Source organism: Planomonospora sp. ID67723 (assembly GCF_015711605.1).
In the GTDB taxonomy this organism is placed as follows: Bacteria; Actinomycetota; Actinomycetes; order Streptosporangiales; family Streptosporangiaceae; genus Planomonospora_A.
Genome location: NZ_JABTEZ010000001.1, coordinates 1,577,676 through 1,603,869 on the forward strand (window position 1 = coordinate 1,577,676; position 26,194 = coordinate 1,603,869).

Below are 26,194 nucleotides of genomic sequence, written 5' to 3' on the forward strand. Positions count from 1 at the left end.
GACGCTGCGACCCCGCCGCGTCCGGCCGGACCGGCTCAGCCGGCAAGGGCGTTCGCCACGACCTCCAACTGGTCGTCCAGCGCCTCCCGGAGCGGACCGGGAAGGGATCCCTCCCGGTACCGGTCGGCGATCTTCCCCCGGATCGGCGCCAGGTCGCGGGCGCAGCAGACGCTGCCGGCCAGCACCTGCCGCAGATCCAGCGCCACGTCCGGACGGATCTCCCCCGCCTTCGCCCCCCTGGCCAGCAGGGCGTTGAAGCTGCGCACGCTCTGGTCGAGCGTGGGCGCGCGCGTGGCCTCCACCATGACCACCGGCGAGGTCGGTTTCACGATCGTCCTGCGGGCCGGTTCCCTCGTCGGTCCGGCGGTCGGCTCGCCGCCGGGTGGGGTCCGGGCGTCCGCCTCCGGTCCCGGCGAGGGCGACCCGGCGGCTGAGGGCTCCGCCGTGGAGGAGGGGGCCGCAGGCGAGGCCGTGCCGAGGGCGGAGCCGGACGGCTCGCGGGGGACGCCGGTGACCTGGACCCACAGGAGGCCCGACGCGGCGACCGCGGCGACCGACGCGACCACCGTGATCACCGCCCGGAACGGGCTCCAGCCCCGCGTGGCGGCCGCCACCGGGATGCGTGCCGTCCCCGGTCCTTCCAGAACTCCGGCCGGGTGCTCCGGCCGGAGCACGGCGGTCCTGGCCCTCGTCCGGCCCCCGGCGGAGGCGTCCGGGAGAACGGAGAGGAGGTCCGAGAGAACGGCGGCGGCCTCCCGGGCCCCGGGCCGGTCCTGCGGCCGGTGCGACAGGCAGCGCCGGCACAGCGCCGCCACCTCCGCAGGCAGCCCGGGAACGTGGACGGCGGGCGGGGGGCCGTCCCGCCGGGCGCCCTCGATCTCCTCCCAGGTCCGCTCGGGGTACGGCGCGGCACCGGTGAGCATCTCGAACAGCAGCACGCCGAGCGCGTAGACGTCACCCGCCGGATCGGCGGCCGTGCCGGTCAGCCGCTCGGGCGCCACGTAGGGAGGCGTGCCGTACTCGCAGGTGGGGTCGTCCTCCTCCCCGGCGAGCGCCGCGATGCCGAAGTCGAGCAGTTTGGCGCCGTCCGCGGTCAGCAGCACGTTCTCGGCGGTGACGTCCCGGTGGACGATGCCCCGTTCGTGGGCGGTGGCCAGGACGGCGGCCAGCCTCCCGGCCACCGCCACGGCCTCCGCCCACGGCAGCGGGCCCTCGGCGATCCGGTCGGCCAGCGGGCGCCCCTGGAGCAGGCGCATGACCACGTAGGCGGCGAGGCGGCCGCGGGCGGTGACCGTCTCCCCGTAGTCGTAGATCTCGATCGCGTCGGGGTGGATGAGGCGCGCGGTGGCGCGGGCCTCGCGCCGGATGAGCTCCCGGTCCCCGCCGAGATCCCCGTCCAGGATCTTGACCGCGACCATCCGTTCCAGGATCTGGTCGTAGGCCCGCCAGACGACGCTCATGCCGCCCCTGCCGATGGGTTCCATCAGCAGGTAGCGGCGGGTGAGCAGGTCGCCGGTGCTCAGGCCGGCGGCGGTGTCAGGCCGATTCACGGACCACCAGCTCCGTCGGTAACACGGGGTTGTTCCTGGACATCTCACCCGAGCTCATGGTGCGCAGCAGCAACCGGGTGGCCAGCGCGGCGTACTCCTCCACGGGCTGGCGCACCGTGGTCAGCGTCGGAGAGGTGTGGCGGGCGATGGGCGCGTCGTCGAAGCCGATCACGGCCACGTCGTCGGGCACCCGGCGGCCGGCCCGGCGCAGGGTCTGCACCGCGGCCGCGGCCATCACGTCCGAGGCGGCGAAGATCGCGTCCAGGCGGGGCATCCTGCGCAGCAGCCACTGCGCGGCGTGCGCCCCCGACGAGTGGGTGAAGTCGCCGTAGGCCACCGGGATCCCGGCCATCCCGGCCAGGGCGAGCGTGCGGGTGAAGCCGTCGAGCCGGTCGCGGGCCGCGGGCAGTCCGGGCGGTCCCGCGATGGCGGCGATGGCCCGCCTCCCGCCGAGGAGCAGGTGCTCGGCGGCCTGCCTGCCCCCGTCCTGGTTGTCCATGTCCACGTAGGGCAGGTCGATGCCGTCGGGCAGGCGGCCCGCGCTCCGCACCGGGATGCCGGAGGCGGCCAGCGTCACCACGAGCGGGTGCCGCTCCCGCGCGCCGATCAGCAGGACGCCGTCGACGTTTCCGGAGACGAGCTGCGGGGTGGCGATGGTGGAGCCGGTCGGGGGGACCGTCATCACTGTGAGCGGGATGCCGTGACCGGCGAGCACCTCCTCGGCGGCGGTGATCATCCTGGCGTAGAAGGGTTCGGTGAACAGCCGCTGCGCGGGTTCGCAGACCACCACGGTCACGGTCTGGTCGCAGCGCCGTCCCGTTCCGCCACGGGGAGCGCGGTGCCGTACGTAACCGAGTCGCGAGATGGCGTCGTGCACCTGCCGTCGGGTCGACGTGGCGACCCTGACAGAACCGGTAAGGACTCGGGACGCCGTCGCGGGGGAGACGCCCGCTTCGGCGGCGACCTGGGCGAGGGTGGGAACGTCGGGCATAACTTCCTCCACACCTAAATGTCGTGCAGGTGGGAGCGCTCCCAGAGAACGTAGCATTGTTTCGCTGGAGTCAACAGATATTTCGGAAAAATCACTAGATGTCTGTCAAACTCGCTTGACCTCCCAGTCAGGTGCGAGGATCGACATCAGGATCGCGTCGTGCCACTCGCCGCCCCAGAGTAGCGCGTCGCGGCGCACGCCCTCCTCGACGAATCCGATCTTCCGGTAGACGTGCGCGGCCCGGTCGTTGAAGGCGTAGACCTCCAGCTCGACCCGGTGCAGGTCCGTGGTGGCGAAGGCGTGGCCGAGCACGAGCCGGATCGCCTCCGTGCCGTAGCCCCTGCCGTACGCCCTCGGCCCGACCAGCGCGATCCGCAGGTTGCAGGAGAGGTTGGCGGTGTCCAGCTCGTTGAGCACCACCTCGCCGACGTAGGCGTCGTCCTCGGCGGTGCAGATCGCCAGGTCCAGCCGGTCGTCGTGCTCGCCGCGGGAGCCGTACCAGAACGCGGCGGCCTCGCGGTCGATCGACCCGTGCGAGCCGGTCAGCCGCGTGGTCTCCGGGTCGTTGACCAGCTCCCAGAGGCCGTCGACGTGCTCGGGGCCGACGGGCCTGAGCGTCACGCGCTCTCCGGTGAGTGTGGGCTTGCTCGCGAACATCACCCGGTGTGTTTACCGGTCCGGGCCGGGCGGGGCAACCCGACGGGGCCCGCCGGGGGTCTACCAGGGGCCGTAGGGCCCGGAGCTGCCGCCCTTGCTCTGGCTCACGGCGGGCTTCACGTCGGCGAGGTAGATCCCGGCGGCGATGACCGCGGCGATGACGAAGATGTTGAGCTGTCCGAAACCGATTCCGAAGTAGCCCACGGCCGAGGCGAACGCGAACAGCGTCGCGAAGCCCAGAATGATCGTCCACAGCTTCTTGGTCTGCTTGCCGGCGACCGCGAACGCCCGCGCCGGGGTCCGGATCGCGTGGAACAGAGCCCAGGCGGACATGCCGAACGCGATGATGGCCAGGATCCAGAAGATCAGGTCCAGCACGCCGTAGATCTGGAACATGGTCTCTCCAACACGTTCGCCCTGCCGACATGTATCAGCCTAGGCGATATCGCCCGCCCACCGGTAAGGGATCAGCGTACGTCCCCGTACGGCCGGGAAGACCCGCCCCGGCGTGCCGGGACGGGTCTTCGGGAGCCTGCGGACGCGCGGTCCGGGACGTCCCCGCGCGACGCGGGGTCAGGCCGTCGTGGTGGTCTTGGCCGAGGACTTGGGGGCCCGGGTGTTCTTGCGGGGGGCGGGGGCGGCGGCGATCGCGGGCTCGGCGGCCTCGGAGACCTCCTCCAGCTCCAGGGCGGCCTCACCGCTCACCTTGGAGACGACCTTGCGTCCGCGGGTGGCGAACTCCTCGTAGAGCTCGGCGGCCTTGGCGGTGAGCTGGTCGGCGTAGCCGCGGGCCTTCTCGGGGAAGTCCTTGGCGTACTCCTCGGCGCGGTCGCCGAACTGCCGGGCGTAGCCCTCGGCCCGGCCCGCGAACTGCTTGGCCTTCTCCGGCAGCTCCCGGGTGACCTCACGGACCTCCTCGCGGCGGCCCTGGAGCTTCTGGAGCTGCTCGGGCAGCTCGCGGAGCTTCTCCACGGCGAAGTCGCCCGCGCCCGCGACGGCGTAGAACGGCTTGGAGTCGGTCAGCTTCTTGACCTCGGTGGCCAGAGTCATGGGTTAACCTTCCTTCGTTTCCGGTGTGACGTGGCCGTTGGCCGCGGGGGCTGGGGGCGCTGACGTCTCCGTGAAGGACTTCAGCGCGGTGAGCAGCTCCTCGGGCAGCGGCGCCTCGTCGTCCGGCGAGGAGCCGGCGTCATTCCCGTGGGGCTCCGGCGTGGGATGCGCGTTCTTGGCGGTCCGCGCATCCTCGTCCGGGGCCCCGGGCCGGTTCTCCTTGCGGAACGACTCGTAGATATCGATCAGCACCTGGCGTTGCCGCTCGGTGATGAGGGTGTCGGCTCTGATCGCGGTCAGCACGTCGCTGTCCGGCTCGCGGTCCTCGATGAGCCCGGCCTGGACGTAGAGCGCCTGCGCGGAGATGTGCAGACCCTTGGCGATCTGGTTGAGGATCTCCGCGCTGGGCTTGCGGAGCCCGCGTTCGATCTGGCTGAGATAGGGGTTGGAGACCCCCGCCGCCGCGGCGAGCTGGCGAAGTGAGATCTTCGCCTGCGTGCGCTGCTCGCGGATGTATTCACCGATCGAGCCGACCTTGGGTAGTGCCATGCCCTCAGTCTGCCCCACGCTGCTTGCAATTGCAAACAGACTGGTTAACGCTTGCTAGCACTACGGCCCATCCGATGAGGGTCAGTGAGGCATCACCCAGAGCAGCGGGGCGGAGGCGGTCAGCGTGAGGGAGAAGGCCACGATGCCGTAGCGGATCCGGCGGGGCAGCACGGGGCCGGGGGTGATCAGGCGCTCGACCCTGGCCATCACGGCGGAGGAGGGGGCGGCGACGCCCAGCGCTCCGTGCGGGGTCGGGATGGCGCCCGCGGTGCCGAAGCGGAGCAGGGCGGTGGCCAGCCGGCGGGGCGAGCAGTAGCGCCGGGCGACGTCGTCGGCGGCCATCTCGACCAGGAGGCCGACCTCGCGCTGGGCGTCCCTGACCGTGCGGGAGAAGGGGAGCGCCCTGCGCAGCGCGGCGAACGGCAGCAACACCAGGTCGTGCCGCTCGCGGACGTGGGCGGCCTCGTGGGCCAGCACCGCGGTCAGCTCGGCCGGGGAGAGAAGGCGCAGGGTCCCCTTGCTGACCACGACCTGGGAGCGGAGACCGGGTACGCAGTAGGCGGCCGCGGCCGGGTGGTCGACCACCCGCACGCCGGGGACCTCGGGATCTTCGCCGGAGACGAGCGCCAGCAGCGTGCGGTGGCGGTGGCGGGCCCGCAGGGTCTGCGCGCCCGCGGTGAGGAGCACCACGACCAGGACGGTGAATGCGGTCAGCCCGGCGATGAAGGCGAAGATCCTCGGCAGGTCGTACGGCTCGGGCGGGCCATACCCGCCGTCGATCGCCGAGACGGCGAAGGCGTGCAGGCCGTACAGGACGCCCCGGCCGTAGGGCTCCAGGGCGTAGGAGAGCAGGGCGCCGGTCCCGGCCAGACCCCAGGTCACCCCCAGCGCCTGCCACAGGACGATGGCCACGTGCGGGGCGCGGTAGGTCCACCGCGCCCTGACCAGCCGCCAGGCTCCGACCGCGCAGACCAGGGCGAGGAACGCCAGGGCTGCCGCGGTGATCACTCGTCCTCCAGCTCCGTCAACGCTCTCCGCAGGATCTCGGCCTCGGGGCCGGAGACGGCCTGGGCGAAGCGAGTGAGGGCGGCCGACCGGTCGCCGGTCAGGTCGAGCGCCTCAAGCATAAGCTCGGCGATGTAGCCGTCGCGGCTTTCCTGGGGTTCGTACCGCCACGCGCGCCCGTCGCGGGTGCGCTTCAGGAAGCCCTTGCGGGTCAGCCGGTCGAGCACCGTCATCACCGTCGTGGGCGCCAGATCCCGCTCCGCGATGAGCCGTCCGACCTCACGGGCCGTCACCGCCGAGGGCTGCGCCCAGATGACGTCCATGATGCTGCGCTCAAGTTCACCGAGACCCTTCACACTGTAAGACTAGCTCCCTACCACGACGGGTAGTACTACGGGCTGTCGAGTTCGGTCCTCCCGTGCCGCCGGGTCTGCCGGCCGCACGGCGGCCTCTCCGATGGCGCGGGCACGGCGGGAGCCCCCGTCAGATGCGTTTCATCATGTAGATCTCGTCGCGGTCGTCGCCGGGGGCCACCCGGATGGCCCCGGGGGCGCGCCCCACCTCGGTGTACCCCAGGCCCGCGTAGAAGCGTTCGGTGCCGGTGCCGCCCCGGACGGTCAGGTGGAGCGCCTCGAGGCCGAGGGCGCGGGCGGCGTCGTCGGCGGCGCGCAGGAGCCGGGCGCCGTAGCCCTGCCCCTGGTGCTTGGGGTGGACCATCACCCGCAGGAGCCAGCGCCAGTGGGAGCGCAGCGGGGAGCCGGTGTCGCCCATCATCAGCCAGCAGGCGACCCGGCCGTCGGGGTCGAAGCCCACGAGCAGGTGGTCGGGGCCGCCGTCGCAGCGGGCGAAGGATCTTTCGGCGGTCGGGCGGACGTCGGCGGTGTTCACCGGCGGCACGAACCCGACGGCGCCGCCGGCGTTGCTCACGTCGGTCCAGACCTCGACGAGCTCGTCGACGAGCTCCGGAGTCAGCTCGGGATCCGTCACGAAGTGCAGTTGGGACACGATCGGAAACCTTAGCGGGAGGTCCCGGAAGGGAGGGGGAGGGGGGCGACCGCGCTCCACGCGACGGTCACCTCGCCCAGCCGCCACCGCGCCCGGCCGCCCAGCGGGGGGTGACGGCGGACCGGCCAGGCCGCGGCGAGCGCCTCCACCGCGGCGATCCAGCGCTGCCGCGCGCCGTGGGAGGCCATCGGGGCGCTGACGGCCCAGGCGTGGTCGAAGTCCCGCAGGAAGGCGTGGACGGGCTCGCCGGGCACGTTGCGGTGGATGAGCGTCTTGGGCAGCCGCTCCGCCAGGTCGGAGGGGCGCTCGAAGGCGTCGAAACGGGCCGAGAGGGTCAGGGTCCGCGGCCCGGAGGCGTCCAGCCCGGCCCAGACCGCGCGGTGCCCGACCTCCGAGCAGGTTCCCTCCACGATCACCCCGCCGGGCGCGAGCCGGGACCTGAGCAGGTCCCAGTGCTCCCACGCCTGCGCCTCGCCGTACTGCCGCAGCACATTGAAGGCCCGCACCAGCAGCGGCGGCCGATCCACCGGCAGCTCGAAGCCGCCCAGCCGGAACGTCAGGCCCTCGGTTTCGTACGGCTTCGCGGCGGCCACCCTGGCCGGGTCGATCTCGATCCCGACGACCTCGACTTCCGGGCAGACGCGGCGCAGCCGTACGAACAGCTCCAGCGTCGTGGTGTGCGAGGCCCCGTAGCCGAGGTCCACCACCAGCGGCCGGTCGGCCGAGCGCAGCAGCGGCCCGTGGACGGCGGCGATCCAGCGGTCGGACCGGCGCAGCCGGTTGTGGCCGGTCGTCCCCCTGGTGATCTCGCCGACCGGCCTCCTGGAGCGCATCCCCCCATTGTCGGCCGGTCGCGCCCCTGCCGGGGCCGGCCGCCGGGGCACGGCCGTACCGGACCGCCGGGTCAGGAGGTGACTCGGTGGATCTTGTGCTGGGCGGCCTGGGCGCGGGGGCGGATGACCAGGCGGTCGATGTTCACGTGGGAGGGGCGGGTGACGCACCAGGCGATGGCGTCGGCGACGTCGTCGGCGGAGAGCGGGTCGGGGACGCCGTCGTAGATCTTCGCCGCCCGGTCCGCGTCGCCGCGGAAGCGGTTCAGCGAGAACTCCTCGGTGTGGACCATGCCGGGCGCGATCTCGACGATCCGGACCGGCTGGCCGCACAGCTCCAGCCGGAGCACCTCGGTCATCGAGGTCTGGGCGTGCTTGGCGGCGTTGTAGCCGCCGCCGCCCTCGTAGGAGACGAGCCCGGCCACCGAGGTCAGCATCAGCAGCACGCCGTCACCGGAGGCGACGAGTTTGGGCAGCAGCGCCTGGGTGACCCGGAGCGAGCCGATCACGTTGGTCTCGTACATCCGCCGCCAGTCGCCGACGTCCCCGGTGGCCACCGGCTCCAGGCCGATCGCGCCGCCGGCGTTGTTGACCAGCACGTCGCAGCGGTGCAGCGAGGCGGCCAGTTCCCCCACCGACTCGGCGGAGGTCACGTCCAGGGTGACCGGGCGGATCCCGGGCACCTCGGCGGCCAGCTCGTCCAGCAGGTCCCGGCGGCGGGCGGCGGCGACCACGTCGAAGCCCTCGGCGGCCAGACGGCGCGCCGTCGCCCGGCCGATGCCACTGCTGGCGCCTGTCACCACAACTGTCTTCGTCATGGCTCGCCATCCTGCCAGGAAGGCGCCTCTGGCCTCCTCGGGGGTCATATGTCGGGAATGTCGGCACGGGATGGGCAGTTGTATCCGTCTCGGAGGTGGTGTCGGTGAGGCGACGGCGGGTCAGCCGAGTCGCGACGATCAGCATGCACACGTCTCCCCTGGACCAGCCGGGGACAGGGGACGCGGGCGGGATGAACGTCTACATCGTGGAGGCGGCCAAGCGCCTGGCGCGGCTGGGGATCGAGGTGGAGATCTTCACCCGGCAGACGGCCAGGGATCTGCCGCCGGTCGCCGAGATCGTCCCGGGCGTCTCGGTCAGACACGTCACCGCGGGGCCGTACGAGGAGCTCGACAAGGGCGACCTGCCCGGCCAGCTGTGCGCCTTCCTCTCCGGGGTGCTGCGCACCGAGGCCATGTACGACCCGGGCCGCTACGACGTCATCCACTCCCACTACTGGCTCTCCGGCCAGGTGGGCTGGCTGGCCAAGGAGCGCTGGGGCGTCCCGCTGGTGCACACCATGCACACCATGGCCAAGGTCAAGAACCTCCTGCTCGCCGAGGACGACAGGCCCGAGCCCGCCGCCCGCGTGTGCGGCGAGGAGCAGGTCGTCGAGATCGCCGACCGGCTGGTGGCCAACACGCCGACGGAGGCGCGCGAGCTCGTCGAGCTGTACGGCGCCGCCCCCGGTCGCGTCGAGGTCGTCAACCCCGGCGTGAACCTCACGGTCTTCCGTCCCGGATCCAAGGCGGTGGCGCGGCGCCGGCTCGGTCTCCCGGAGGACGCCCACGTCCTGCTGTTCGTGGGCCGGGTGCAGCCGCTCAAGGCCCCGGACGTGCTGCTGCGCGCCGCCGCCCGGATGCTCGTGGAGGATCCCGCGCTCCGGGGGCGGCTGGTCGTCGCCTGCGTCGGCGGGCCCAGCGGCAACGGCCTGGCCCGGCCTTCGTACCTGACCGACCTCGCCGTCCACCTGGGTATCCCGGATGTGGTCAGGATCGTGCCCCCGGCCCCCCAGCACGAGCTGGCCGACTGGTACCGCGCGGCCGACGTGACCGTGGTCCCCTCCCACAACGAGTCGTTCGGCCTGGTGGCCCTGGAGTCCCAGGCGTGCGGCACCCCGGTCGCCGCGGCCTCCGTGGGCGGGCTGCGCACCGCCGTACGGGACGGCGTGTCGGGAGTGCTCGTCGAGGGGCACGACCCGCACGACTGGGCCCGGGTCCTGCGCCGGTTCGTGCAGGAGCACGCCTGGCGCGACGCGCTGTCGGCCGGGGCGGTCACCCAGGCCGCCGCCTTCGGCTGGTCGGCCACCGCGGCCCGGCTCGCCGAGGTCTACGCGGGGGCCATGGCCAACCTGCACCGCTCGCCGATCGCGGTGAACTCCTAGGGTCCGCGGCGGACGGTTCGCGGCGGACCTCACGGGACCGCCGTGGGGTCACCTTGGGGATCGCCGTGGGACCGCCGTGGGGTCACCGTGGGGTCACCGTGGGGATCGCCGTGGGGTCGCTGCGGGATCGCCGTGAACCGGGCCGGGGTCAGCTCGTAGGGTGGGCCCATGCGCGAAGTGATCGAGGCGGCGCTCAAGGGCGCCGAGGTCTCCTTCGAGGAGCCCCGGCCGGGAGCCTTCCTGGTGAAGCTCCCCGGCCAGCACAAGCTCGCCACCATGACGTGGCTGATCGTCGGGGACCAGGCGCTGCACGTGGAAGCGTTCTTCTGCCGCCAGCCCGACGAGAACCACGAGGCCTTCTACCGCTGGCTGCTCGCCAAGAACGGTTCCATGTACGGCGTGCACTTCGCCCTGGACCCGGTCGGCGACGTCTACCTGGTGGGGCGCGTCCCGCTGGCGGCGGTCTCGGAGGAGGAGGTCGACCGGCTGCTCGGCTGCGTGCTCACCTACTCCGACGAGGGCTTCGACCGGGCGCTGGAGCTGGGCTTCGCCTCCTCCATCCGCAAGGAGTGGGCCTGGCGGGCCAGGCGCGGAGAGTCCCTCGCCAACCTCCAGGCCTTCGCCCGCTTCGCCGCCCCCGATGCGGAGCGTGGCTGATCCGCGGCGCTCGCTAGGCTTGGGCGCATGGCGACTTTGGTGCTGCTGCGGCACGGTGAGAGTGAGTGGAACGCCAAGGGTCTGTTCACCGGATGGGTGGACGCGGGGCTCTCGGCCAAGGGCGAGGAGGAGGCGCGGCGCGGCGGGAGGCTGCTGCTGGAGGCCGGGGTGCGCCCCGACGTGGTGCACACCTCGCTGCTGACCCGGGCGATCCAGACGGCGAACCTCGCGCTGGGCGCGGCCGACCTGCTCTGGCTGCCGGTGACCCGGTCCTGGCGGCTCAACGAGCGCCACTACGGCGCGCTGCAGGGCAAGAACAAGGCGCAGACCCGCGAGCAGTTCGGCGACGAGCAGTTCATGCTCTGGCGCCGCTCCTACGACACCCCGCCGCCGCCGATCGACGACGACGACGAGTTCTCCCAGGCCGGCGACGCGCGCTACGCGCTGCTGCCCCAGGAGCTGATGCCGAAGACGGAGTGCCTCAAGGACGTCGTCGAGCGCATGCTGCCGTACTGGTACGACAGCATCGTCCCGGACCTGTCGGCGGGCCGGACCGTCCTGGTCGTCGCGCACGGCAACTCGCTGCGCGCCCTGGTCAAGCACCTGGACGGGATCGGCGACGACGAGATCGCCGGGCTGAACATCCCCACCGGCATCCCGCTCCGCTACGAGCTGGACGCCGACTTCCGCCCCGTCGCCAAGGGCGGGCTCTACCTCGACCCCGACGCCGCCCGGGCCGCCATCGAGGCCGTGGCCAACCAGGGCAAGTGATGTGCTGACGGGCCGTGCTGCGCACGGCCCGTCAGCCCTCAGGTGGCGGCGACGCCGTGGGGGCGTGAGCCGGTCACCAGGTAGACCACGTCGCGGGCCACGCGGACCGCGTGGTCGGCGTAGCGCTCGTAGTAGCGGCCGATCAGCGTCACGTCGATGGCCGGCTCGACGCCGTACTTCCAGTCGCTCGCCATCAGGACCTTGAAGAGCCTGCGGTGCAGCCTGTCCATCGCGTCGTCGTCGTGCTCCAGCTCCAGCGCCGACTCCACGTCGCGCGAGGCGATGCAGCTGCCGGTCTTGGTGACCAGGCGTTCGGCGATCTGGCCCATCTCCAGGATGGTCGCGCGGAGCTCCGCGGGGATCGCCGACTCCGGGTGGCGCAGCCGCGCGACCTTGGCCACGTGCTCGGCCAGGTCGCCCATCCGCTCCAGGTCGGTGCCCATCCGCAGGGCCGTGATGATCATGCGGAGGTCCACGGCCACCGGCTGCTGGCGGGCCATCAGATCGAAGATCGACGCCTCGATCTCCGCGAAGAGCCGGTCCACCTCCGCGTCCCGCGAGATGACGCTCTCCGCCAGTTCGAGGTCGGAGTCCAGCAGGGCGGTGGTGGCACGGGAGATCGCCGACCTCACCAGGCGGGTCATCTCGACCAGCTTGACGGTGAGGGCGTCGAGGTCTTCGTGGTAGGCGTCACGCATGGGTCTCACCGTACGCGCGCGTCAGTGAACGAACCCCGACCATAAAGTGAACTTTGCGGGAAAAGCCGTGGTCATGCCGCTCTTCACGCTCACGAAGAGGAAAAGGCAGACCTACCATCGAGGGCGTGAAGGCGACGGGAGGACCATGTGAGTGAGCTGATGGCGAGCCTAGCCGTGCTGGCCGGTTTCGTCCTGGCCGGGTTCGTCGTGGGAGTGCTGACCATGATGGTCGTGCGCCAGAACGCGGGACGGCAGCGGGCGATGCCGCCGGTCGACGACGTCGAGCCGGGCGCGTTGCCGCAGGGGGTGGCCTCCGTGCTCGCCGTCCTGCCCTCCTCGGCGGTCGTGCTCGACAAGGAGGACCGGGTGCTGCGGGCCAGCTCGGCCGCGCGGGCCTTCGGCCTGGTCAAGGGCGACCGCCTGATGGCGGCCGAGCTGCTGGCGCTGGCCAGGCAGGTGCGCAGGGACGGCGAGATCCGGGAGAGCGAGATCGAGGTGGCCGGGCACAAGTTCGGCCAGGAATCGACCAACTTCGCGGTCCGGGTCGCCCCCCTGGGCTCCTACGGGCAGGTGCTCGTGCTCGCCGAGGACCAGACCGAGCACCACCGGGTCGAGGCGGTGCGCCGCGACTTCGTCGCCAACGTGAGCCACGAGCTCAAGACGCCCGTCGGCGCGCTGAGCCTGCTGGCCGAGACCATCCAGGACGCCGCCGACGATCCGGAGGCGGTCACCCGCTTCGCCGGGCGCATGCAGCACGAGGCCGCCCGCCTGACCTACCTGGTCCAGGACCTCATCACGCTCTCCCGCATCCAGGGCGCCGAGCCCATCCCCACCCCGTGCCCGGTCCCGATCGACGAGGCCGTGCACGACGCGATCGACCGCTGCAACACCACGGCGGCGGCCAAGGACATCACCCTCGCCGCGGGCGGTGCCGAGGGCCTGCAGATCTGGGGTGACGAGGAGCTCCTCGTCACCGCGCTGCGCAACCTCATCGACAACGCGGTCGCCTACAGCCCCGAGCACACCCGGGTCGTGGTCAGCGCCCGGCCCGCCGGCGACTGCGTCGAGATCAGCGTGAGCGACCAGGGCATCGGCATCCCGGAGAGCGCCCAGGAGCGGATCTTCGAGCGGTTCTTCCGCGTCGACGCCGCCCGCTCGCGCGCCACCGGCGGCACCGGCCTCGGCCTGGCCATCGTCAAACACGTCGCCGTCGCCCACAACGGCACGGTGACGGTGTGGAGCAAGGAAGGCTCCGGCTCCACCTTCACGCTCCGCCTGCCCGCCTTCGGCGGCGTGGCGGTACCGGTAACACCCAGCACCACCACAATCCCCCTGGAGGCCGCGCAGTGACTCGCGTGCTCGTTGTCGAGGACGAGGAATCGTTCTCCGACGCCCTGTCCTACATGCTGCGCAAGGAGGGCTTCGAGGTCGCGGTGGCGACCACCGGCCCGGAGGCGTTGGACACCTTCGACCGCAACGGCGCCGACCTGGTGCTGCTGGACCTGATGCTCCCCGGCCTGCCCGGCACCGAGGTCTGCCGCACCCTGCGGCAGCGCTCCAACGTGCCGGTGATCATGCTGACAGCCAAGGACAGCGAGATCGACAAGGTCGTCGGGCTGGAGCTCGGCGCCGACGACTACGTGACCAAGCCGTTCTCCTCCCGCGAGCTGGTGGCCCGCATCCGCGCGGTGCTGCGCCGCCAGGGCGACGTGGAGGAGCTGGAGTCGGCCGTGCTGGCCGCCGGGCCGGTCCGGATGGACGTCGACCGGCACACCGTCGCCGTCCGGGGCGAGGCGGTGCAGCTCCCCCTGAAGGAGTTCGAGCTGCTGGAGGTGCTGCTGCGCAACGCCGGCCGGGTGCTCACCCGGGGGCAGCTCATCGACCGCGTCTGGGGGGCCGACTACGTGGGCGACACCAAGACCCTGGACGTCCACGTCAAGCGGCTGCGCGCCAAGGTCGAGGCGGACCCCTCCAGCCCGCGCTGCATCCTCACCGTCCGCGGCCTGGGCTACAAGTTCGACCCCGCGGACGAGTAGGCCCGCCGGATCGCAGAAGGGGGTGCACGGCCCGCGCGGGCCGTGCACCCCCTTTGCCGTGTGCGCCGCCCTGCTCCGGGCGGTGACGGGCGGTCCGGAGCCCGGCCTAGTGGCCGCCCTCGCCCTCCGTGTCGACCGTGGGCGTGGGAGTCGGCGTGGGAGCGGCGGAGGCGCCCGGGACGGCCGGCAGGCTGGTGTACTCGCGGCTCCGGGTGATCACCGGGACGTCCAGGGTGACGATGCCCGCCTTGGCGAACTGCAGCTGCACCTTGACGCTCTCACCGCCCTTGAGCGGCTTCTTCAGCTGCTCGATCATGATCGAGGGCGTGGGCCTGCCGACGCTCGCGGCCTTGCCGACCGGCAGCGGGACCGGCGCGGGGACCTTGGCGGTGCCGACGTTGGGATCGACACCGAGGCCGAGGAGCTGGTCGTCCTCCTTGCCGTGGTTGACCATGTAGAGGTAGAGCGGCGTGCCCGCGCCCGCGGGGAGCGTTCCACCGGAGTCGGGGCCCAGGAAGTAGGCCTGGGCGATGGAGAGGTTCTTGTTGGTGTCCTTGATCCGGGTGCTCAGCGCCTCGGTGGGCGCGTAGGGCTGGTTGGTGATCGCGTCGAATCCGGCGCCGCAGCCCGCCAGGGCCGGGGCGGCTGCGAGGAACGCGGCGGCGGCGATCGCCCAGTGACGGCTGTTGCGGGTCACGGTGCGAGTTCTCCTTGTCACACATGAGATAGGGCAGGCCAACCCTATCTGTGGACTTTCTCGGGTTTTCCGGCGACCCGCCTGATCGCGCACACCGGGAGAGACCAGGTCATCGCAGTTTTTTACCTGTTGATTCACAGAGTTGAGCGCTTGTCAAGGCTCAAAACGCGGCTTTGACCTGCAGTTATGGTGATTTCACTGTTCCGGGAGCCTGTGGATACGTGGTACTCTGGAGTACAGCGGAAGGGGTACTTGTCACATGACTTTCCAGGTCGGCGACACTGTCGTCTACCCCCACCACGGGGCTGCTCGGATCGAGGCGATCACGACCCGAACCATCAAGGGTGAGGAAAGGACCTACCTGGTGCTCAAGGTCGACAAGGGCGACCTTACCGTCCAGGTGCCGGCGGACAACGCCGAACTCGTCGGAGTTCGCGACGTCGTCGGCCAAGAGGGCCTTGAGCGCGTCTTCGACGTGCTTCGTATGCCTCACACCGAAGAGCCCACGAACTGGTCCCGCCGCTACAAGGCCAACCTCGAGAAGTTGGCGTCCGGTGACGTCAACAAGGTGGCCGAGGTCGTTCGCGACCTGTGGCGACGAGACAAGGAACGCGGGCTCTCCGCCGGCGAGAAGCGCATGCTCGCCAAGGCGCGGCAGATCCTGGTCAGCGAGCTCGCGCTCGCCGAGAAGACCAACGAGGACAAGGCTGAGGCCCTGCTCGACGAGGTTCTCAACTCCTGAACACGACATTTCCACGGGTGGGCGTCGGAGTCGACGTCCACCCGTTCGCATCCGGGCGCGAACTGCACCTGGCGGGCCTGCACTGGCCGGGCGAGACCGGGCTGGCCGGGCACTCCGACGGCGACGCGGCCGCGCACGCCGCGTGCGACGCGTTGCTGTCCGCCGCCGGTCTCGGCGACCTCGGCGTGCTGTTCGGCACCTCCGACCCGCGCTGGGCCGGAGCCTCCGGGGCCGTCCTGCTGGAGGAGACCGCGCGGAAGGTGCGCGCGGCCGGCTTCGAGATCGGCAACGTGGCCGTCCAGGTGATCGGGAACCGCCCCAAGCTGGCGCCGCGCCGTACCGAGGCCGAGAAGGCCCTCAGCGCGGCCGTGGGGGCGCCCGTGAGCGTCAGTGCCACCACGACCGACGGTCTGGGCCTCACCGGCCGTGGTGAGGGCGTGGCGGCCGTCGCCACGGCGATCGTGGTGAACCTGAATCCTGATTCACGCGTCCCTTAAGTCGGAGCGCATGGGCGCTCCGGCGGGCGGCGCGGAAAGCCCGTCACACCTCAGGAGGCGGCCCGTTGCCTGGCGCGGTACGGGTCGCCCCCTTTTGCATGGATAATCCGCGAATGTCCTGGGTAACCCCCTAATAACCATGTCCTCGTAACGGGGGGAGCTGGACATGATTGGATCGATCGTCTCCGCGATCGTCATCGGAGCCATCGTCGGGGCGCTGGCGCGCCTCATCATTCCCGGTCGGCAGAGCATCAACATCGGACTGACGCTCATCGTCGGCATCGCCGCGGCGCTCATCGGAACGCTCATCGCGAGCGCCCTGGGCTTCGCGAACACGAGAGGCATCGACTGGTGGGAGCACGTCCTCCAGCTCGCCCTCGCGGTCGCCGGGGTGTTGCTCGTCACCCAGATGCGGCCCGGGAGAACGGGAAGAACCGATCGGACATGAGAGGTGACCTGGGATTTTGCCGTGCCCAGGAATAACCGTGGTGCAGGGGGTAGCCGTCTTCCCGTGAGAGTGAAGGTCTCACCCTCACGGGGAGGTTGATATGACCATCGCATCCATTCTCGGAGCCATCGTCATCGGCGCCATCGTCGGCGCCGTCGGCCGTCTCCTGCTTCCCGGCAGGCAGCCGATCGGATGGATCCTGACTATCGTCGTCGGAATCGTCGCGGCGCTTATCGGTACCGCGATCGCCCAGGTCATGAACGTCGCCACCACTGACGGTATCGACTGGATCGAACTCGTCATGCAGGTCGTCCTGGCGGTCGTCGGTGTCGGCCTGGTCGCCGGGCTCCGTCGTTCCAGGGTCTAAGTGGCGGGACACACCCTCGCGGTGGGCTCGCCGAGGCTGAACTGGACACTCTCCGGTCCGGAGGTGTTCGCGGCGGCACGCACCACGTCGCCGCCTTCCAGGAAGACCCGCTCGGCTCCATCCGGTACGCCGAGCGGGTCGCGGCCGTTCGAGGCCGGTTCGAGCAGCGTGCCGAACCGGCCCGGACCGCCCCCGGCACAGGACCGGAAGTGAGCAGATCGCCGGTCCGCAGCGGGGCGCCGCCCACCGAGGTGTGGGCGAGAAGCTGCGGACCGGTCCAACCATCGGGTGACGAGGAGCGGCTCCGGCGGAAGCCGGCCGCTCACCTCCGCCCCGGTGCCCAGCGGGTACGGCGCAGCGGACGGGACGCCGGCCCGTAGCCGATCCCCGGCGGACATGCCCGTCCGCCGGTCGGCCCGAAGTCCGGGCCAGCTCCCCCGAGGCCCCGGAGCTGGCCCACGGGCACACCACCGGCTGCCGGACCCGTCGTCTCAGGCCCTGCCCGCCGTCGAGGCCGTTCCCCGCCCGGGGTGTTCACTCCTCCGGAGGGGTGGGCGTGCTGCGCATGCGCCCGGACGGCGGTGCGACGTCGTCATCGTCCGGATACGGCCGGTGCCGCTCCGCAGAGCCCTCCTCGAGATCGGCGGCCTCGGAGCCGTGCGCCGGATCCGGGGAGTCGGTGAGATCGAGGGTCCGCATCGGCTGAGTGTCGTCGCCGTACCCGGTGACCTCGGCGGGGTTCTCCTGCGCGGGCTCCTGAGCCGCTTCGGGCGCGGCGTCCCAGGTCTCCACCCGCTCGCTGACCCGGCTCCGGGACTCGGGATCGGGCTTCGGCCCGGCGGCGCGGGGCGGGTGGACGAGCAGGTCACCCCGGCGGGGCCGGACCAGGTCGCCCCAGCGCACCGGCCTGTCCTGCTCCTCCTGCGTTTCCCCCGTGCCTTCCCCGGCGGCTTCCACGCCGCCTTCCTCCGGGCCGCCCGGGTCCGAAGAGTGCTCGGGGCCCTCGGCGTCCCGCGGGGCGGTCCACCCGTCGGGGGCGGCGTCCCCGGCCTCCCGCGCGGCGGGTACGGCGGGGCCGGCGGGCTCTGCGGGTCCCGGAGGTTCAGGGATCTCGTCGACCTCGGGGGTCTCCGGGGCGGGCGTGGGGCCGACCACCGGGACCGCCGGGAGATCGTGATGGGGTGCGGACTCCATCGGCGGGGCGGAGCGCGGGTCGAGCACGACCTCGGCCGCCGGGTGCCCGGCGACGTGGGCCGGGGCGTCGGGCGCCGTCGCGTGGGGAGCGGGGGAGCCGGGGGCCGGACGCGCCTGCGGGGAGGTGTCCGGGCGGGCGGGGTATTCGGCGGTGGGCGCCTCGGCCTCGGGGAACGGCACGATGTCGCGGCCGTCGTGGCCGTGTCCTCGGCGGCCGTCCCCGTGGCCTGCGGCATGCGCGTCCAGGGCGGTCCGCCGGGTGTGGGCATGCTTGATCAGCAGCAGCCAGAGCCACAGCGCCACGGTCAGCATCACCCAGGGGGCGACGGCGACCACGACGGCCGCCTGCCGTACGTCCACCGCGACCCGCACGGCCGTGATCACCTCGACGGCGGCCGCGGCGGCGAGCAGCAGTGTCAGGACGAGACCCGCCTGCACGCGGACCGGCCAGCGCCCGCCGCGCAGCAGCAGCACGCTGATCATCGTGACGACGAGCAGCGCGTCGAAGCCCGCGGGATAGAGGTAGGCCAGGTCGGGCCGGGCCTCGCCGAGGACGGCGAGGGCACGCAGGTTCTCGAAGGAGAGCACGCACGCCGCCCCGGTGAGGGCGGCCACTCCGATCCCGGCGAGGACGACGCCCGCATGGCGCAGGGCGGTGGCGGCCCGGCCGCGCTCGGCGGGAGCGGGCGGGGCTGAGGACGGGCGGGAGAGCGAGCCTGCCGCCGCGGGGGATTTCACGTCCATGGCCTTACGAGCGTACAGAATCGACACCCAGTGTGATCGACGGAGCGGGCCTCCGGCGGGGCGAACCGTGCCATCCGGATGTCAGAAGCCCTTTATGCCCCCAAAAGAGAACGCCGGGCGGCTTCAACGTCCGATAACCCGGCCTGTTGGGCGGGACAAGGCGTTAGCCTTGCCATCGTGAGTCTGCGCCTTTACGACACCAGCACGCGTACGGTCCGCGAGTTCGTTCCGGTCGAGTCCGGCCGGGCGTCGATCTACCTGTGTGGCGCCACCGTGCAGGCTCCACCGCATATCGGGCACATCCGCTCCGGCGTCAACTTCGACGTGCTCCGGCGGTGGATGACCCGGTCCGGATACGACGTCACCTTCTGCCGGAACGTCACCGACATCGACGACAAGATCATCCGGGTCGCGGCAGAGGAGGGCGTGCCCTGGTTCGTGATCGCCGAGCGCAATCAGCGCGCCTTCACCTGGGCCTACCAGGTGCTCGGCTGCCTGCCGCCGACCGTCGAGCCGCGCGCCACGGGCCACGTCCCCGAGATGATCGAGCTGATGGAGCGGCTGATCGCGGCGGGTCACGCCTACGCCTCCGGCGGGGACGTCTACTTCGACGTCGTCTCCTACGCCGACAAGTACGGCTCCCTCTCCAACCAGAAGCTGGAGAACATGCGGGCCGCCGGTGACACCGACACCGACTCCACCAAGCGCGACGTGCGCGACTTCGCCCTGTGGAAGGGGGAGAAGCCAGGCGAGCCGACCTGGCCGACCCCGTGGGGCCGCGGCCGGCCCGGCTGGCACCTGGAGTGCTCCGCCATGGCGACCAAATACCTCGGGGCGACCTTCGACATCCACGGCGGCGGAGTCGACCTGATCTTCCCGCACCACGAGAACGAGCTGACGCAGTCGCAGGCGGCCGGCGACGGCTTCGCGCGCTACTGGATGCACAACGGCATGCTCAAGATCGGCGCGGAGAAGATGAGCAAGTCGCTCGGGAACTCCCTGCTGATCCCCGAGGTCACCAAGAAGGTCCGCCCGGTCGAGCTCCGCTACTACCTGGCCGCCCCGCACTACCGCTCCTCGATCGACTACTCCGAGGAGGCGCTGTTCGAGGCCGCCGCGGCCTACCAGCGCATCGAGGGCTTCGTCACCCGGGCCGCCGAAGTGATCCACGACGTGGACGCGCACGCCCCGCTGCCCCAGGCGTTCACCGACGCCCTCGACGACGACCTGGGCACCCCCCAGGCGCTCGCCGTCGTGCACGAGGTGGTCCGCGAGGGCAACGTCGCCCTCTCGCAGGGCAACAAGGAGCAGGTGGCCCGGCTGCTGGCCGAGACGCAGAACATGCTCGACGTCCTCGGCCTGGACCCGCGCTCGGAGCAGTGGCGCTCCTCGGGAGGCGACTCCGGCCTGCGCACGACCGTGGACGCCCTGGTCGCCGTGGCCCTGGAGCAGCGTCAGTCGGCCCGTGCCCGCAAGGACTTCGCCGCCGCCGACGCCATCCGCGACCAGCTCGCCGAGGCCGGGATCGCCGTGGAGGACACCCCTCAGGGCCCCCGCTGGGAGCTGTCGAAGTGACGGCCGCCGGGCCGCGGCGGATCGCGCGTGGCCCGGCCGTCCGAAAGCAGGCCGTACCCTAGGGACCATGGCTGGTGGGGGTAGAGGGTCCGGGCGACCCGCGAAGAAGAAGAGTCCGACCAAGGGCACGGGTGGAAACATCCGGCGTGGCCTGGAGGGCAAGGGGGCGACCCCGCCGGCGCACATGCGGCACTGGTACAAGGACAAGGCGCGCACCGAGCGGATCGAGCGCGAGGAGAAGACCGGCAGGTCCTCCTCCCCGCGGACCCCGGCTCGCACCCGGCGCAGCGAGGACGGCCCCGAGTACATCGGCGGGCGCAACCCGGTCGTCGAGGCGCTCCGCGCGGGTGTCCCCGCCAGCGCGCTCTACGTCGCGCAGCGCATCGACAACGACGACCGGGTCAGGGAGTCGATCCGGATCGCCGCCGACCGGGGCATCGCGATGCTGGAGGTCGGGCGGGAGAAGCTGGACCGGCTGACCGAGGGCGGGGTCCACCAGGGCGTGGCCCTGCAGATCCCCGCCTACGAGTACGCCCACCCCGAGGACCTGGTCCACGCGGCCCAGGAGGCCGCCGAGGTCCCGCTGATCGTCGCCCTCGACGGCGTCACCGACCCGCGCAACCTCGGCGCCATCGCCCGCTCCGCCACCGCCTTCGGCGCCCACGGCCTGGTCGTCCCCTCCCGCCGCTCGGCCGGGGTGACCGCCGGGGCCTGGAAGACCTCCGCGGGCACGCTGGCGAACATGACCGTGGCTCGTGCGGCCAACCTCACCGCAACCCTGCGGGAGTACCGCGAGGCCGGGCTGTTCGTGATCGGCCTGGACGGCGAGAGCAAGGTCGACATCGGCGACGCCAACCTCCTCGACGGTCCGCTGGTCGTGGTCGTCGGCTCGGAGGGCAAGGGGCTGTCCCGCCTGGTGCGCGAGGCCTGCGACCTGGTGGTCCGCATCCCCATGCACGCCGCCGCCGAGTCCCTCAACGCGGGCGTCGCCGCCGGCATCGCCCTGTACGAGGTGGCCCGCCACCGTAAGAGGTAGGCCCCGTCCGAGGGATCGTCCGCCATACCTCGGTGACGTCAGGGGCTCAGTCCGACTACACTCGTCAGGCAACCACGCCGACGTAGCTCAATCGGCAGAGCATCTGTCTTGTAAACAGAAGGTCAGGGGTTCGATTCCCCTCGTCGGCTCGCATGAGAAAGGCCCCTGAACAGGCGATACGCCATCAGGGGCCTTCCTGTTTCCGGTGCTCAACCGGTGTCCTCGGAGCCTTTGGGAGCCACTCTGGGAGCCACGGGCGTCTGTCCGCCCAGCAGAGCCCCGGAAATCGCCGTCGTCGCCGCGCGCTTGTCGCCCTCCATCAGATGGCCGTAGACGTCCTTCGTGATGGCGATGCTTGCGTGCCCGAGGATCTCGGAGACGACGTGCAGGGGAGTGCCCTGGGCGAGCATGAGCGAGGCCCCCGAGTGCCGCAGCTCGTGCGGATGCCAGTGCCCGAGGCCGGCCTTCTGCGACAGCCGGGAGAACAGGCGCGAGAAGTTGTCCGGGTCCGACGGATTACCGAAGGTGGTCGGGAAGATCAGCCCATGCTCGGCCCACTCCTGTCCGGCCTGGAGACGCTCTGCGTTGTGCGCGGCCCGGTGCCGCCGGAGCGCGTCGACCAGCTCCGGAGTCAGGAAGAGCGTACGGCGCGACTTCTTGGTCTTGAGCTCGGAGATCACGAGTCGAGTTCTCCGTTCGGCACCGGGAGCGCGGTTCTTGAGCCGCTTGACGGCGTGTGTCACCCGCAGGGTTCCGGCATCCGGGTCGAAGCCGTCCCACATCAACCCGAGCGCCTCACCGCGGCGGAGCCCGAAGACCAGCGAGAGCAGGACGAGCGGTCCCATCCGGTGGCCGTTCACTTGGTTGAGGAGCTTGTGTGCCTGGTCGAGGGTGAGCGTCCGGCCCTCGTCGGCATTGATCCGGGGCGGCATGGACAGCGCCGCGACGTTCCGCCCGACCAGGCCCTCACGCTCGGCCTGCCCGAGCGCCTTGCGCAGTACGGCCCGCATGTTCCGCACGCTGTTGGGCTTGTACTTCTCCCGTTTGGCCTGCCAGAGGGCATCGACGTGGGCGACGGTCAGCGCGGTGAGCTTGTGCCGCCCGAGCCCCGGCTTGAGGTGGAGCCGCACCGTATCCTCATAGTCGTCCAAGGTCGAGTCCGCGATGCTCCCCGGAAGCATGGAAACCCACCGGTCGAGGAACGCACCCACGGTGATCTTGTCGTCAGGAACGGGAATGCCCTTGGCAATGCCTTCACGGATCTTCCGGATCTTCTCGACGACCTCGGCGCGCGTCTTGCCGGACACCTTCTTGCGGATGCGCTTGCCGTCCGGCCCGTACCCGAGAGAGATCGCGCCGCGCCACCGGTCGCCGTCCTTGTAGATGGAGTCCTCGTTCTGGCCACGCCTCTTGCCGCTCATGCCGCGTTCTCCTCTTCCAGGTGGGTGACGAATTCGATGAGCGCGGCCCGAGGAATCCGGCGGAGCCCGCCGACGCGGACCGAACGGAGAGCGCCCGACCTCATGAGCGCGTAGACCTTCGTCCGGCCGATACCGAGCAGTTCCGCCGCCTTCTCAGGGCGCAGCAGCAGGGGGCCGAGGTCACTGGTCATGCGGCCGCCCTCGTTGCCGAAAGGTCGGGGACGGGTTGGCCGGTGGCTTGCTCTTGCAGGGTCAGGAGGGTTGCGCGCCAGCGCTGGCGTTCGGCGACCATGCGCAGCAGCCGCAGGGCGAGCGAGGGGACGTCACCGTCTCCGGCCGGGACGGGCTTCCAGAGGTAGCGGTGCGGGTCGGTCGGCTCATCGGGCAGGCCGAGGGCTTCCAGGACCCAGGTGCGCCGGTCGCGCTTGTGCTCGGCCAGGGTCTTGTTCGACCACTTGCGGGAGACCAGGACCCGCCGGCCCGGGTAGCCGAGGTGTTCGGGTTTGTGGGCCTTGCCCCGACACCGGCCCGGCGTCATGCCCGGCTTGGCGCCCTTGGGCTGCACGCCGTAGCGCAGCCAGTTCGGGCAGCTCGGCGAGCAGGGTTCGTAGCGGAGTGCCTCGATGAGCCGGGCCGCGTGGTCTCGCCGGGCGGAGTCGTCGGCATCGAGGCTCTCGCCGAGGGACTTGGTCAGGTACTTGGACAGGTAGCGGATGCACTGGTCGGCGTCCGGGGTGCCGGCCAAGACGCCTTGGACGTCGACCTGGTCGCCGAAGCGGAGCACGTGCAGGGGTTCGGCGTCCTCGTCGGCGTCGAGCCGGTCGAGGGCTTCACCCCAGGTGGGTAGGACTTCCCCGGTGGCCGGGTCGAGGTAGTCGCCGCTCTGCCCGTCCGGGTAGGCCGCACCGTCCGGCAGGTCGGCCCGGGGACTCCAGACTGGCAGGTGCTCGCCCGCGAAGCGGACCTCATCGACGGCAGGCCACCACACCTGGTGATAGGTGGCCGCCGCGATCTGCTTGATCTCCGCGCGGGGCAGGGTGCCGCGGATCGCCATGTGCAGGTGCGGGGCGAGCCGCTTCTGAGGCTCCACGCTCGCGAAGTACTGCACGTCATAGCCTGCGACGCGGCGAAGGTTCTGCACGAACCGGTCCACGAGCTTGGAGAAGTGCAGGGCATCCCGAGCCGCCCGCCGATAGTCGTAGGTGGCAGGGTCGACCGGCACACCCTGACCGGCGCGAATCCGGCCGTACGAGGGCAGGGTGAGCGTGATGAACATCGACGGCCGGTAGACCTTCCCGCCCGCTCCGGGGAAGGCCCGGCCGAGCGTGGTGGGACTCATGGCCCGCTTGGGCAGGTCCGGGGCGTCTTGGCGCCGCCGGGTCGAGCGGGAGCGCTTGGGAGCCGTACGGCCGGACAGGGTGCCGCGCATCCCGGCCACACGGATCTCATCATCGATCTCGGCGACCGCCGCATCCCAGTCCGCGACCTCCTCGCCGTCGCGTTCGGCCCGGTCCCGGTGCGCCTGCACATCGGCCCGGAACCCGATCAGCCAGCGCTGGTCCTCGGTTGAGGGGTCCGGTTCGGCGACCGGCTCGGCCTCCAGGTGCCAGCCCTCCCGGCACTGCGCTATGCGCAGGTAGCGGTTGCGCTTGGCACACGGCGGGCACTTGGCCTCCCGCGTGGCGCCGCAGGGGACGTTGACGTCCTCGCTGTGGCCGGTATGGACATCCAGCCGCCGCAATACGATCGGCCGGATGCACACCCCGTTGTGCTTGGCGATCTCCACCGCGACATCCAGCGCCACCGGCATCCTCTGCCGCTCGGCCCGTGAGTTCGGGACGGTCATTCGTTCACCTCCTGCCGGTGCACCTCGGCCAGGTCCGCCCGCAGCCGATACACGCCCGCGTAGGGGTCGGCGCTGACCGCCACGTGCAGCAGCTCGAAGGCCACCACGCGCTGGGTGCGGCGCGGCCCGAGCAGGGCCAGGATCGGCCGCTCGCAGAGGCGGGTGATCTCCTCGTCGGTGCCGTAGAAGCAGACCCTCATGCCGCCACCTCCGCGACCATGGCCCGGATATCGGCGTCGCAGACGTAGGCCGCGCGGACCCGGATCGGATCGGGCGAGGCTTCCAGCCGTACGTAGCCGACGCCCGCACCCTCATGGGGAACTGGAGAGATGTGATCGGCCAGTGCGCCCCGGTCGCGGGCGCCATCGCCGAGCACCATGTCCACCTGTTCGGATTCGTCCAGCCGGAGTGCGATCTTGTCGGGGAACAGGTTGCGGACGTTCATGACCTCCTTGCGCGGGTCCTGCAACGCTGCCATCACCCCGACGCCGACCGCCCGGCCCTGCGTGGTCAGCGTCGCCAGCGCCGCGGAGATGCGCAGCTTCAGGCCCTTGTCGGACTGGTAGGCGGTCAGGAACGCCACCTCATCGACCACCACCAGGACGAACGGATCCTCGACGGTGGGGACGTGGTCACGGCGCAGGCCGGCGAAGCGACCGGCCCGCTCCTGCATGACCGCAACGGCTGCTTCCAGCAGCTCGGCGCACTCGGCGGGAGTCGCGGCGTACCGCGTGCCGAACAGGGACCGGCCGAAGGACAGTTCCATGCGCTTGGGATCCAGCGCCCAGATCTCCACCAGGCCCGCCCGTAGGGCCGGGAGCAGGCCGCGGATGGCCGACCACAGCACCGAGCCCTTGCCCGCGCCGGTCGCGCCCGCGATCAGCACGTGGGTACCGTGCACCTTGAGCAACCAGGGCGAGCCGTCCTCACGCTGGCCGATGTGCACCGGCCCCACCGACACCTCATCCGGGACCGGCACCGCAGGAAGCGGCGTGGCGAGTGGATCACGTCGAGGGAAGACCAGATGCAACCGGCCCGCCCGAGCGATCGACACCCGGCAGGAACGGGCGCCGAAGCCGTGGGCCAGGTGCTCGATGCGGTCGCTCCAGTCCTTGACCGCCTGACCGTGCAGCATCTTCACCGTGACCACGTCGGCCCACGAGGTACAGGTGACCGCGACCAGATGCGGGAGGTAGTCCCGGCCGCGTAAGTGACGTCCGAGACCGGAGACGATCATCACCGGTTGCCAGTGCCGCCGGTAGATCCAGACGAAGCGCCACCAGGCCAGCAGCCGCCAGCCTGCCAGACGCAGGAACGACGGCCGATGAAGAAAACACCAGACCACCAGAGCGGCCACGGTCCCGGCGACGAGGCCCAGGCCCCAGCGCCAGCCGTACAACCAGGCCAGCGCGCACGGGGCGGCGACGACGGCCGAGGCGATCGGATGCCGCCAGACCAACCGGACCAGGCCGGCGACCAGCCGCCAGGCGAAGATGACCAGGGTGACGAACGCGGGAGTGCGGACGACGGCCGGACGGAAGACCACGGCGGTATCAGGGGTGGTGGAGACGAGGTTCTGCGCCTCGTCCCCGGGCAGTTTCTTGAACATTAGACTTCAGTTCTCTCTG

30 protein-coding genes and 1 tRNA gene are annotated in these 26,194 nt (G+C 71.4%); 12 read left to right on the plus strand and 19 right to left on the minus strand.

Annotated features, from left to right (window positions below; translation table 11 throughout):
• Nucleotides 1–35: 35 nt before the first annotated feature.
• The 11 genes from HS041_RS07505 to HS041_RS07555 form a co-directional block, all read right to left on the minus strand.
• Nucleotides 36–1,550: a serine/threonine-protein kinase gene (locus HS041_RS07505; RefSeq protein ID WP_196439759.1), complete on the minus strand. Its 1,515-nt coding sequence runs from the start codon at nt 1,548–1,550 to the stop codon at nt 36–38.
• Nucleotides 1,537–2,541 (minus strand): LacI family DNA-binding transcriptional regulator, encoded by a 1,005-nt coding sequence (locus tag HS041_RS07510; RefSeq protein WP_196439760.1) that lies wholly within the window; start codon nt 2,539–2,541, stop codon nt 1,537–1,539. Before HS041_RS07510 ends, HS041_RS07505 begins: the two co-directional genes overlap by 14 nt.
• A 105-nt stretch (nt 2,542–2,646) precedes the next feature.
• Nucleotides 2,647–3,162, minus strand: a complete 516-nt coding sequence (locus tag HS041_RS07515) for a GNAT family N-acetyltransferase (protein ID WP_307845199.1) — start codon at nt 3,160–3,162, stop codon at nt 2,647–2,649.
• A gap of 96 nt (nt 3,163–3,258) precedes the next feature.
• Nucleotides 3,259–3,594, minus strand: coding sequence for a DUF2516 family protein (locus HS041_RS07520; protein WP_196439761.1), 336 nt, complete (start codon nt 3,592–3,594; stop codon nt 3,259–3,261).
• A gap of 177 nt (nt 3,595–3,771) precedes the next feature.
• On the minus strand, nt 3,772–4,248 hold the full coding sequence (locus HS041_RS07525; protein ID WP_196439762.1) for a hypothetical protein: 477 nt from the start codon (nt 4,246–4,248) through the stop codon (nt 3,772–3,774).
• Nucleotides 4,249–4,251: 3 nt separating this feature from the next.
• Nucleotides 4,252–4,797: a helix-turn-helix domain-containing protein gene (locus tag HS041_RS39730; protein WP_196439763.1), complete on the minus strand. Its 546-nt coding sequence runs from the start codon at nt 4,795–4,797 to the stop codon at nt 4,252–4,254.
• An 81-nt stretch (nt 4,798–4,878) separates the two neighbouring features.
• The gene (locus HS041_RS07535) at nt 4,879–5,805 is read right to left on the minus strand and encodes a M56 family metallopeptidase (RefSeq protein WP_196439764.1); all 927 of its coding nucleotides are present in this window, start codon (nt 5,803–5,805) and stop codon (nt 4,879–4,881) included.
• The gene (locus HS041_RS07540) at nt 5,802–6,158 is read right to left on the minus strand and encodes a BlaI/MecI/CopY family transcriptional regulator (RefSeq protein WP_196439765.1); all 357 of its coding nucleotides are present in this window, start codon (nt 6,156–6,158) and stop codon (nt 5,802–5,804) included. Before HS041_RS07540 ends, HS041_RS07535 begins: the two co-directional genes overlap by 4 nt.
• A gap of 127 nt (nt 6,159–6,285) precedes the next feature.
• The gene (locus HS041_RS07545) at nt 6,286–6,807 is read right to left on the minus strand and encodes a GNAT family N-acetyltransferase (RefSeq protein ID WP_196439766.1); all 522 of its coding nucleotides are present in this window, start codon (nt 6,805–6,807) and stop codon (nt 6,286–6,288) included.
• Nucleotides 6,808–6,818: 11 nt separating this feature from the next.
• Nucleotides 6,819–7,640 (minus strand): class I SAM-dependent methyltransferase, encoded by an 822-nt coding sequence (locus tag HS041_RS07550; protein WP_196439767.1) that lies wholly within the window; start codon nt 7,638–7,640, stop codon nt 6,819–6,821.
• Nucleotides 7,641–7,711: 71 nt separating this feature from the next.
• Complete coding sequence (locus tag HS041_RS07555; protein ID WP_196439768.1) at nt 7,712–8,455, minus strand: SDR family oxidoreductase; 744 nt, start codon at nt 8,453–8,455, stop codon at nt 7,712–7,714.
• Between the two features lie 98 nt (nt 8,456–8,553).
• On the opposite strand from HS041_RS07555, the gene mshA reads away from it, so the two are divergent.
• The 3 genes from mshA to HS041_RS07570 all read left to right on the plus strand — a co-directional run bounded on the left by mshA (nt 8,554) and on the right by HS041_RS07570 (nt 11,265).
• Nucleotides 8,554–9,837 (plus strand): D-inositol-3-phosphate glycosyltransferase, encoded by a 1,284-nt coding sequence (mshA, locus tag HS041_RS07560; protein WP_307845200.1) that lies wholly within the window; start codon nt 8,554–8,556, stop codon nt 9,835–9,837.
• Between the two features lie 168 nt (nt 9,838–10,005).
• Nucleotides 10,006–10,494, plus strand: a complete 489-nt coding sequence (locus tag HS041_RS07565) for a type III secretion system chaperone family protein (RefSeq protein ID WP_196439769.1) — start codon at nt 10,006–10,008, stop codon at nt 10,492–10,494.
• A 27-nt stretch (nt 10,495–10,521) separates the two neighbouring features.
• On the plus strand, nt 10,522–11,265 hold the full coding sequence (locus HS041_RS07570; protein ID WP_196439770.1) for a phosphoglyceromutase: 744 nt from the start codon (nt 10,522–10,524) through the stop codon (nt 11,263–11,265).
• A gap of 38 nt (nt 11,266–11,303) precedes the next feature.
• Here the strand turns inward: HS041_RS07570 and phoU are convergent, their stop codons facing one another.
• Nucleotides 11,304–11,963, minus strand: a complete 660-nt coding sequence (phoU, locus tag HS041_RS07575; RefSeq protein WP_196439771.1) for a phosphate signaling complex protein PhoU — start codon at nt 11,961–11,963, stop codon at nt 11,304–11,306.
• A gap of 159 nt (nt 11,964–12,122) precedes the next feature.
• Between phoU and HS041_RS07580 the strand changes: the two genes are divergently transcribed.
• Nucleotides 12,123–13,313 (plus strand): sensor histidine kinase, encoded by a 1,191-nt coding sequence (locus HS041_RS07580; protein WP_196440818.1) that lies wholly within the window; start codon nt 12,123–12,125, stop codon nt 13,311–13,313.
• 5 nt (nt 13,314–13,318) lie between these two features.
• On the plus strand, nt 13,319–13,999 hold the full coding sequence (locus tag HS041_RS07585) for a response regulator (RefSeq protein WP_501224825.1): 681 nt from the start codon (nt 13,319–13,321) through the stop codon (nt 13,997–13,999).
• Between the two features lie 106 nt (nt 14,000–14,105).
• Here HS041_RS07585 and HS041_RS07590 read toward each other — a convergent pair whose 3' ends face one another.
• Entirely contained in the window at nt 14,106–14,696 is a 591-nt protein-coding gene (locus HS041_RS07590; RefSeq protein WP_196439773.1) for a copper chaperone PCu(A)C domain-containing protein, read from the minus strand.
• Nucleotides 14,697–14,955: 259 nt separating this feature from the next.
• On the opposite strand from HS041_RS07590, the gene HS041_RS07595 reads away from it, so the two are divergent.
• The 4 genes from HS041_RS07595 to HS041_RS07610 all read left to right on the plus strand — a co-directional run bounded on the left by HS041_RS07595 (nt 14,956) and on the right by HS041_RS07610 (nt 16,750).
• Nucleotides 14,956–15,438 carry a CarD family transcriptional regulator gene (locus tag HS041_RS07595; protein ID WP_012887713.1) on the plus strand — a complete coding sequence of 161 codons (483 nt, stop codon included), beginning with the start codon at nt 14,956–14,958 and terminating at the stop codon, nt 15,436–15,438.
• Nucleotides 15,439–15,455: 17 nt separating this feature from the next.
• Nucleotides 15,456–15,935 (plus strand): 2-C-methyl-D-erythritol 2,4-cyclodiphosphate synthase, encoded by a 480-nt coding sequence (gene ispF / locus HS041_RS07600; protein ID WP_196439774.1) that lies wholly within the window; start codon nt 15,456–15,458, stop codon nt 15,933–15,935.
• Nucleotides 15,936–16,101: 166 nt separating this feature from the next.
• The gene (locus HS041_RS07605) at nt 16,102–16,383 is read left to right on the plus strand and encodes a GlsB/YeaQ/YmgE family stress response membrane protein (RefSeq protein WP_196439775.1); all 282 of its coding nucleotides are present in this window, start codon (nt 16,102–16,104) and stop codon (nt 16,381–16,383) included.
• Between the two features lie 100 nt (nt 16,384–16,483).
• Complete coding sequence (locus HS041_RS07610) at nt 16,484–16,750, plus strand: GlsB/YeaQ/YmgE family stress response membrane protein (RefSeq protein ID WP_196439776.1); 267 nt, start codon at nt 16,484–16,486, stop codon at nt 16,748–16,750.
• Nucleotides 16,751–17,284: 534 nt separating this feature from the next.
• On the opposite strand, the gene HS041_RS07615 is transcribed toward HS041_RS07610, so the two are convergent.
• Complete coding sequence (locus tag HS041_RS07615) at nt 17,285–18,688, minus strand: DUF2637 domain-containing protein (protein WP_196439777.1); 1,404 nt, start codon at nt 18,686–18,688, stop codon at nt 17,285–17,287.
• 177 nt (nt 18,689–18,865) lie between these two features.
• On the opposite strand from HS041_RS07615, the gene cysS reads away from it, so the two are divergent.
• From cysS to HS041_RS07630, 3 genes are all read left to right on the plus strand, one after another.
• On the plus strand, nt 18,866–20,263 hold the full coding sequence (cysS, locus tag HS041_RS07620; RefSeq protein WP_196439778.1) for a cysteine--tRNA ligase: 1,398 nt from the start codon (nt 18,866–18,868) through the stop codon (nt 20,261–20,263).
• A gap of 67 nt (nt 20,264–20,330) precedes the next feature.
• Nucleotides 20,331–21,299, plus strand: a complete 969-nt coding sequence (gene rlmB, locus HS041_RS07625; RefSeq protein ID WP_196439779.1) for a 23S rRNA (guanosine(2251)-2'-O)-methyltransferase RlmB — start codon at nt 20,331–20,333, stop codon at nt 21,297–21,299.
• A gap of 76 nt (nt 21,300–21,375) precedes the next feature.
• Nucleotides 21,376–21,448 (plus strand) — tRNA-Thr (locus HS041_RS07630).
• A gap of 60 nt (nt 21,449–21,508) precedes the next feature.
• Here the strand turns inward: HS041_RS07630 and HS041_RS07635 are convergent.
• From HS041_RS07635 to HS041_RS07655, 5 genes are read right to left on the minus strand one after another with little or no spacing between them, the layout of a single operon-like run.
• On the minus strand, nt 21,509–22,720 hold the full coding sequence (locus tag HS041_RS07635; protein WP_196439780.1) for a tyrosine-type recombinase/integrase: 1,212 nt from the start codon (nt 22,718–22,720) through the stop codon (nt 21,509–21,511).
• Nucleotides 22,717–22,911, minus strand: a complete 195-nt coding sequence (locus HS041_RS07640; RefSeq protein ID WP_196439781.1) for a helix-turn-helix domain-containing protein — start codon at nt 22,909–22,911, stop codon at nt 22,717–22,719. Before HS041_RS07640 ends, HS041_RS07635 begins: the two co-directional genes overlap by 4 nt.
• The gene (locus HS041_RS07645) at nt 22,908–24,566 is read right to left on the minus strand and encodes a replication initiator (RefSeq protein ID WP_196439782.1); all 1,659 of its coding nucleotides are present in this window, start codon (nt 24,564–24,566) and stop codon (nt 22,908–22,910) included. The genes HS041_RS07640 and HS041_RS07645 overlap by 4 nt, the downstream gene beginning before the upstream one ends.
• Nucleotides 24,563–24,766, minus strand: coding sequence for a hypothetical protein (locus HS041_RS07650; protein WP_196439783.1), 204 nt, complete (start codon nt 24,764–24,766; stop codon nt 24,563–24,565). Before HS041_RS07650 ends, HS041_RS07645 begins: the two co-directional genes overlap by 4 nt.
• The gene (locus HS041_RS07655; protein WP_196439784.1) at nt 24,763–26,175 is read right to left on the minus strand and encodes an FtsK/SpoIIIE domain-containing protein; all 1,413 of its coding nucleotides are present in this window, start codon (nt 26,173–26,175) and stop codon (nt 24,763–24,765) included. The genes HS041_RS07650 and HS041_RS07655 overlap by 4 nt, the downstream gene beginning before the upstream one ends.
• Nucleotides 26,176–26,194 lie beyond the last annotated feature (19 nt).

Coding starts and splice junctions, on each gene's coding strand:
- HS041_RS07550 (WP_196439767.1), bottom strand. CDS start 7,640: ATGCGCTCCAGGAGGCCGGTCGGCGAGATCACCAGGGGGACGACCGGC.
- HS041_RS07635 (WP_196439780.1), bottom strand. CDS start 22,720: ATGAGCGGCAAGAGGCGTGGCCAGAACGAGGACTCCATCTACAAGGAC.
- HS041_RS07570 (WP_196439770.1), top strand. CDS start 10,522: ATGGCGACTTTGGTGCTGCTGCGGCACGGTGAGAGTGAGTGGAACGCC.
- phoU (WP_196439771.1), bottom strand. CDS start 11,963: ATGCGTGACGCCTACCACGAAGACCTCGACGCCCTCACCGTCAAGCTG.
- HS041_RS39730 (WP_196439763.1), bottom strand. CDS start 4,797: ATGGCACTACCCAAGGTCGGCTCGATCGGTGAATACATCCGCGAGCAG.
- HS041_RS07580 (WP_196440818.1), top strand. CDS start 12,123: ATGGCGAGCCTAGCCGTGCTGGCCGGTTTCGTCCTGGCCGGGTTCGTC.
- HS041_RS07640 (WP_196439781.1), bottom strand. CDS start 22,911: ATGACCAGTGACCTCGGCCCCCTGCTGCTGCGCCCTGAGAAGGCGGCG.
- HS041_RS07520 (WP_196439761.1), bottom strand. CDS start 3,594: ATGTTCCAGATCTACGGCGTGCTGGACCTGATCTTCTGGATCCTGGCC.
- HS041_RS07615 (WP_196439777.1), bottom strand. CDS start 18,688: ATGGACGTGAAATCCCCCGCGGCGGCAGGCTCGCTCTCCCGCCCGTCC.
- HS041_RS07610 (WP_196439776.1), top strand. CDS start 16,484: ATGACCATCGCATCCATTCTCGGAGCCATCGTCATCGGCGCCATCGTC.
- HS041_RS07555 (WP_196439768.1), bottom strand. CDS start 8,455: ATGACGAAGACAGTTGTGGTGACAGGCGCCAGCAGTGGCATCGGCCGG.
- HS041_RS07525 (WP_196439762.1), bottom strand. CDS start 4,248: ATGACTCTGGCCACCGAGGTCAAGAAGCTGACCGACTCCAAGCCGTTC.
- HS041_RS07655 (WP_196439784.1), bottom strand. CDS start 26,175: ATGTTCAAGAAACTGCCCGGGGACGAGGCGCAGAACCTCGTCTCCACC.
- HS041_RS07510 (WP_196439760.1), bottom strand. CDS start 2,541: ATGCCCGACGTTCCCACCCTCGCCCAGGTCGCCGCCGAAGCGGGCGTC.
- HS041_RS07595 (WP_012887713.1), top strand. CDS start 14,956: ATGACTTTCCAGGTCGGCGACACTGTCGTCTACCCCCACCACGGGGCT.
- HS041_RS07565 (WP_196439769.1), top strand. CDS start 10,006: ATGCGCGAAGTGATCGAGGCGGCGCTCAAGGGCGCCGAGGTCTCCTTC.
- HS041_RS07645 (WP_196439782.1), bottom strand. CDS start 24,566: ATGACCGTCCCGAACTCACGGGCCGAGCGGCAGAGGATGCCGGTGGCG.
- HS041_RS07650 (WP_196439783.1), bottom strand. CDS start 24,766: ATGAGGGTCTGCTTCTACGGCACCGACGAGGAGATCACCCGCCTCTGC.
- HS041_RS07605 (WP_196439775.1), top strand. CDS start 16,102: ATGATTGGATCGATCGTCTCCGCGATCGTCATCGGAGCCATCGTCGGG.
- rlmB (WP_196439779.1), top strand. CDS start 20,331: ATGGCTGGTGGGGGTAGAGGGTCCGGGCGACCCGCGAAGAAGAAGAGT.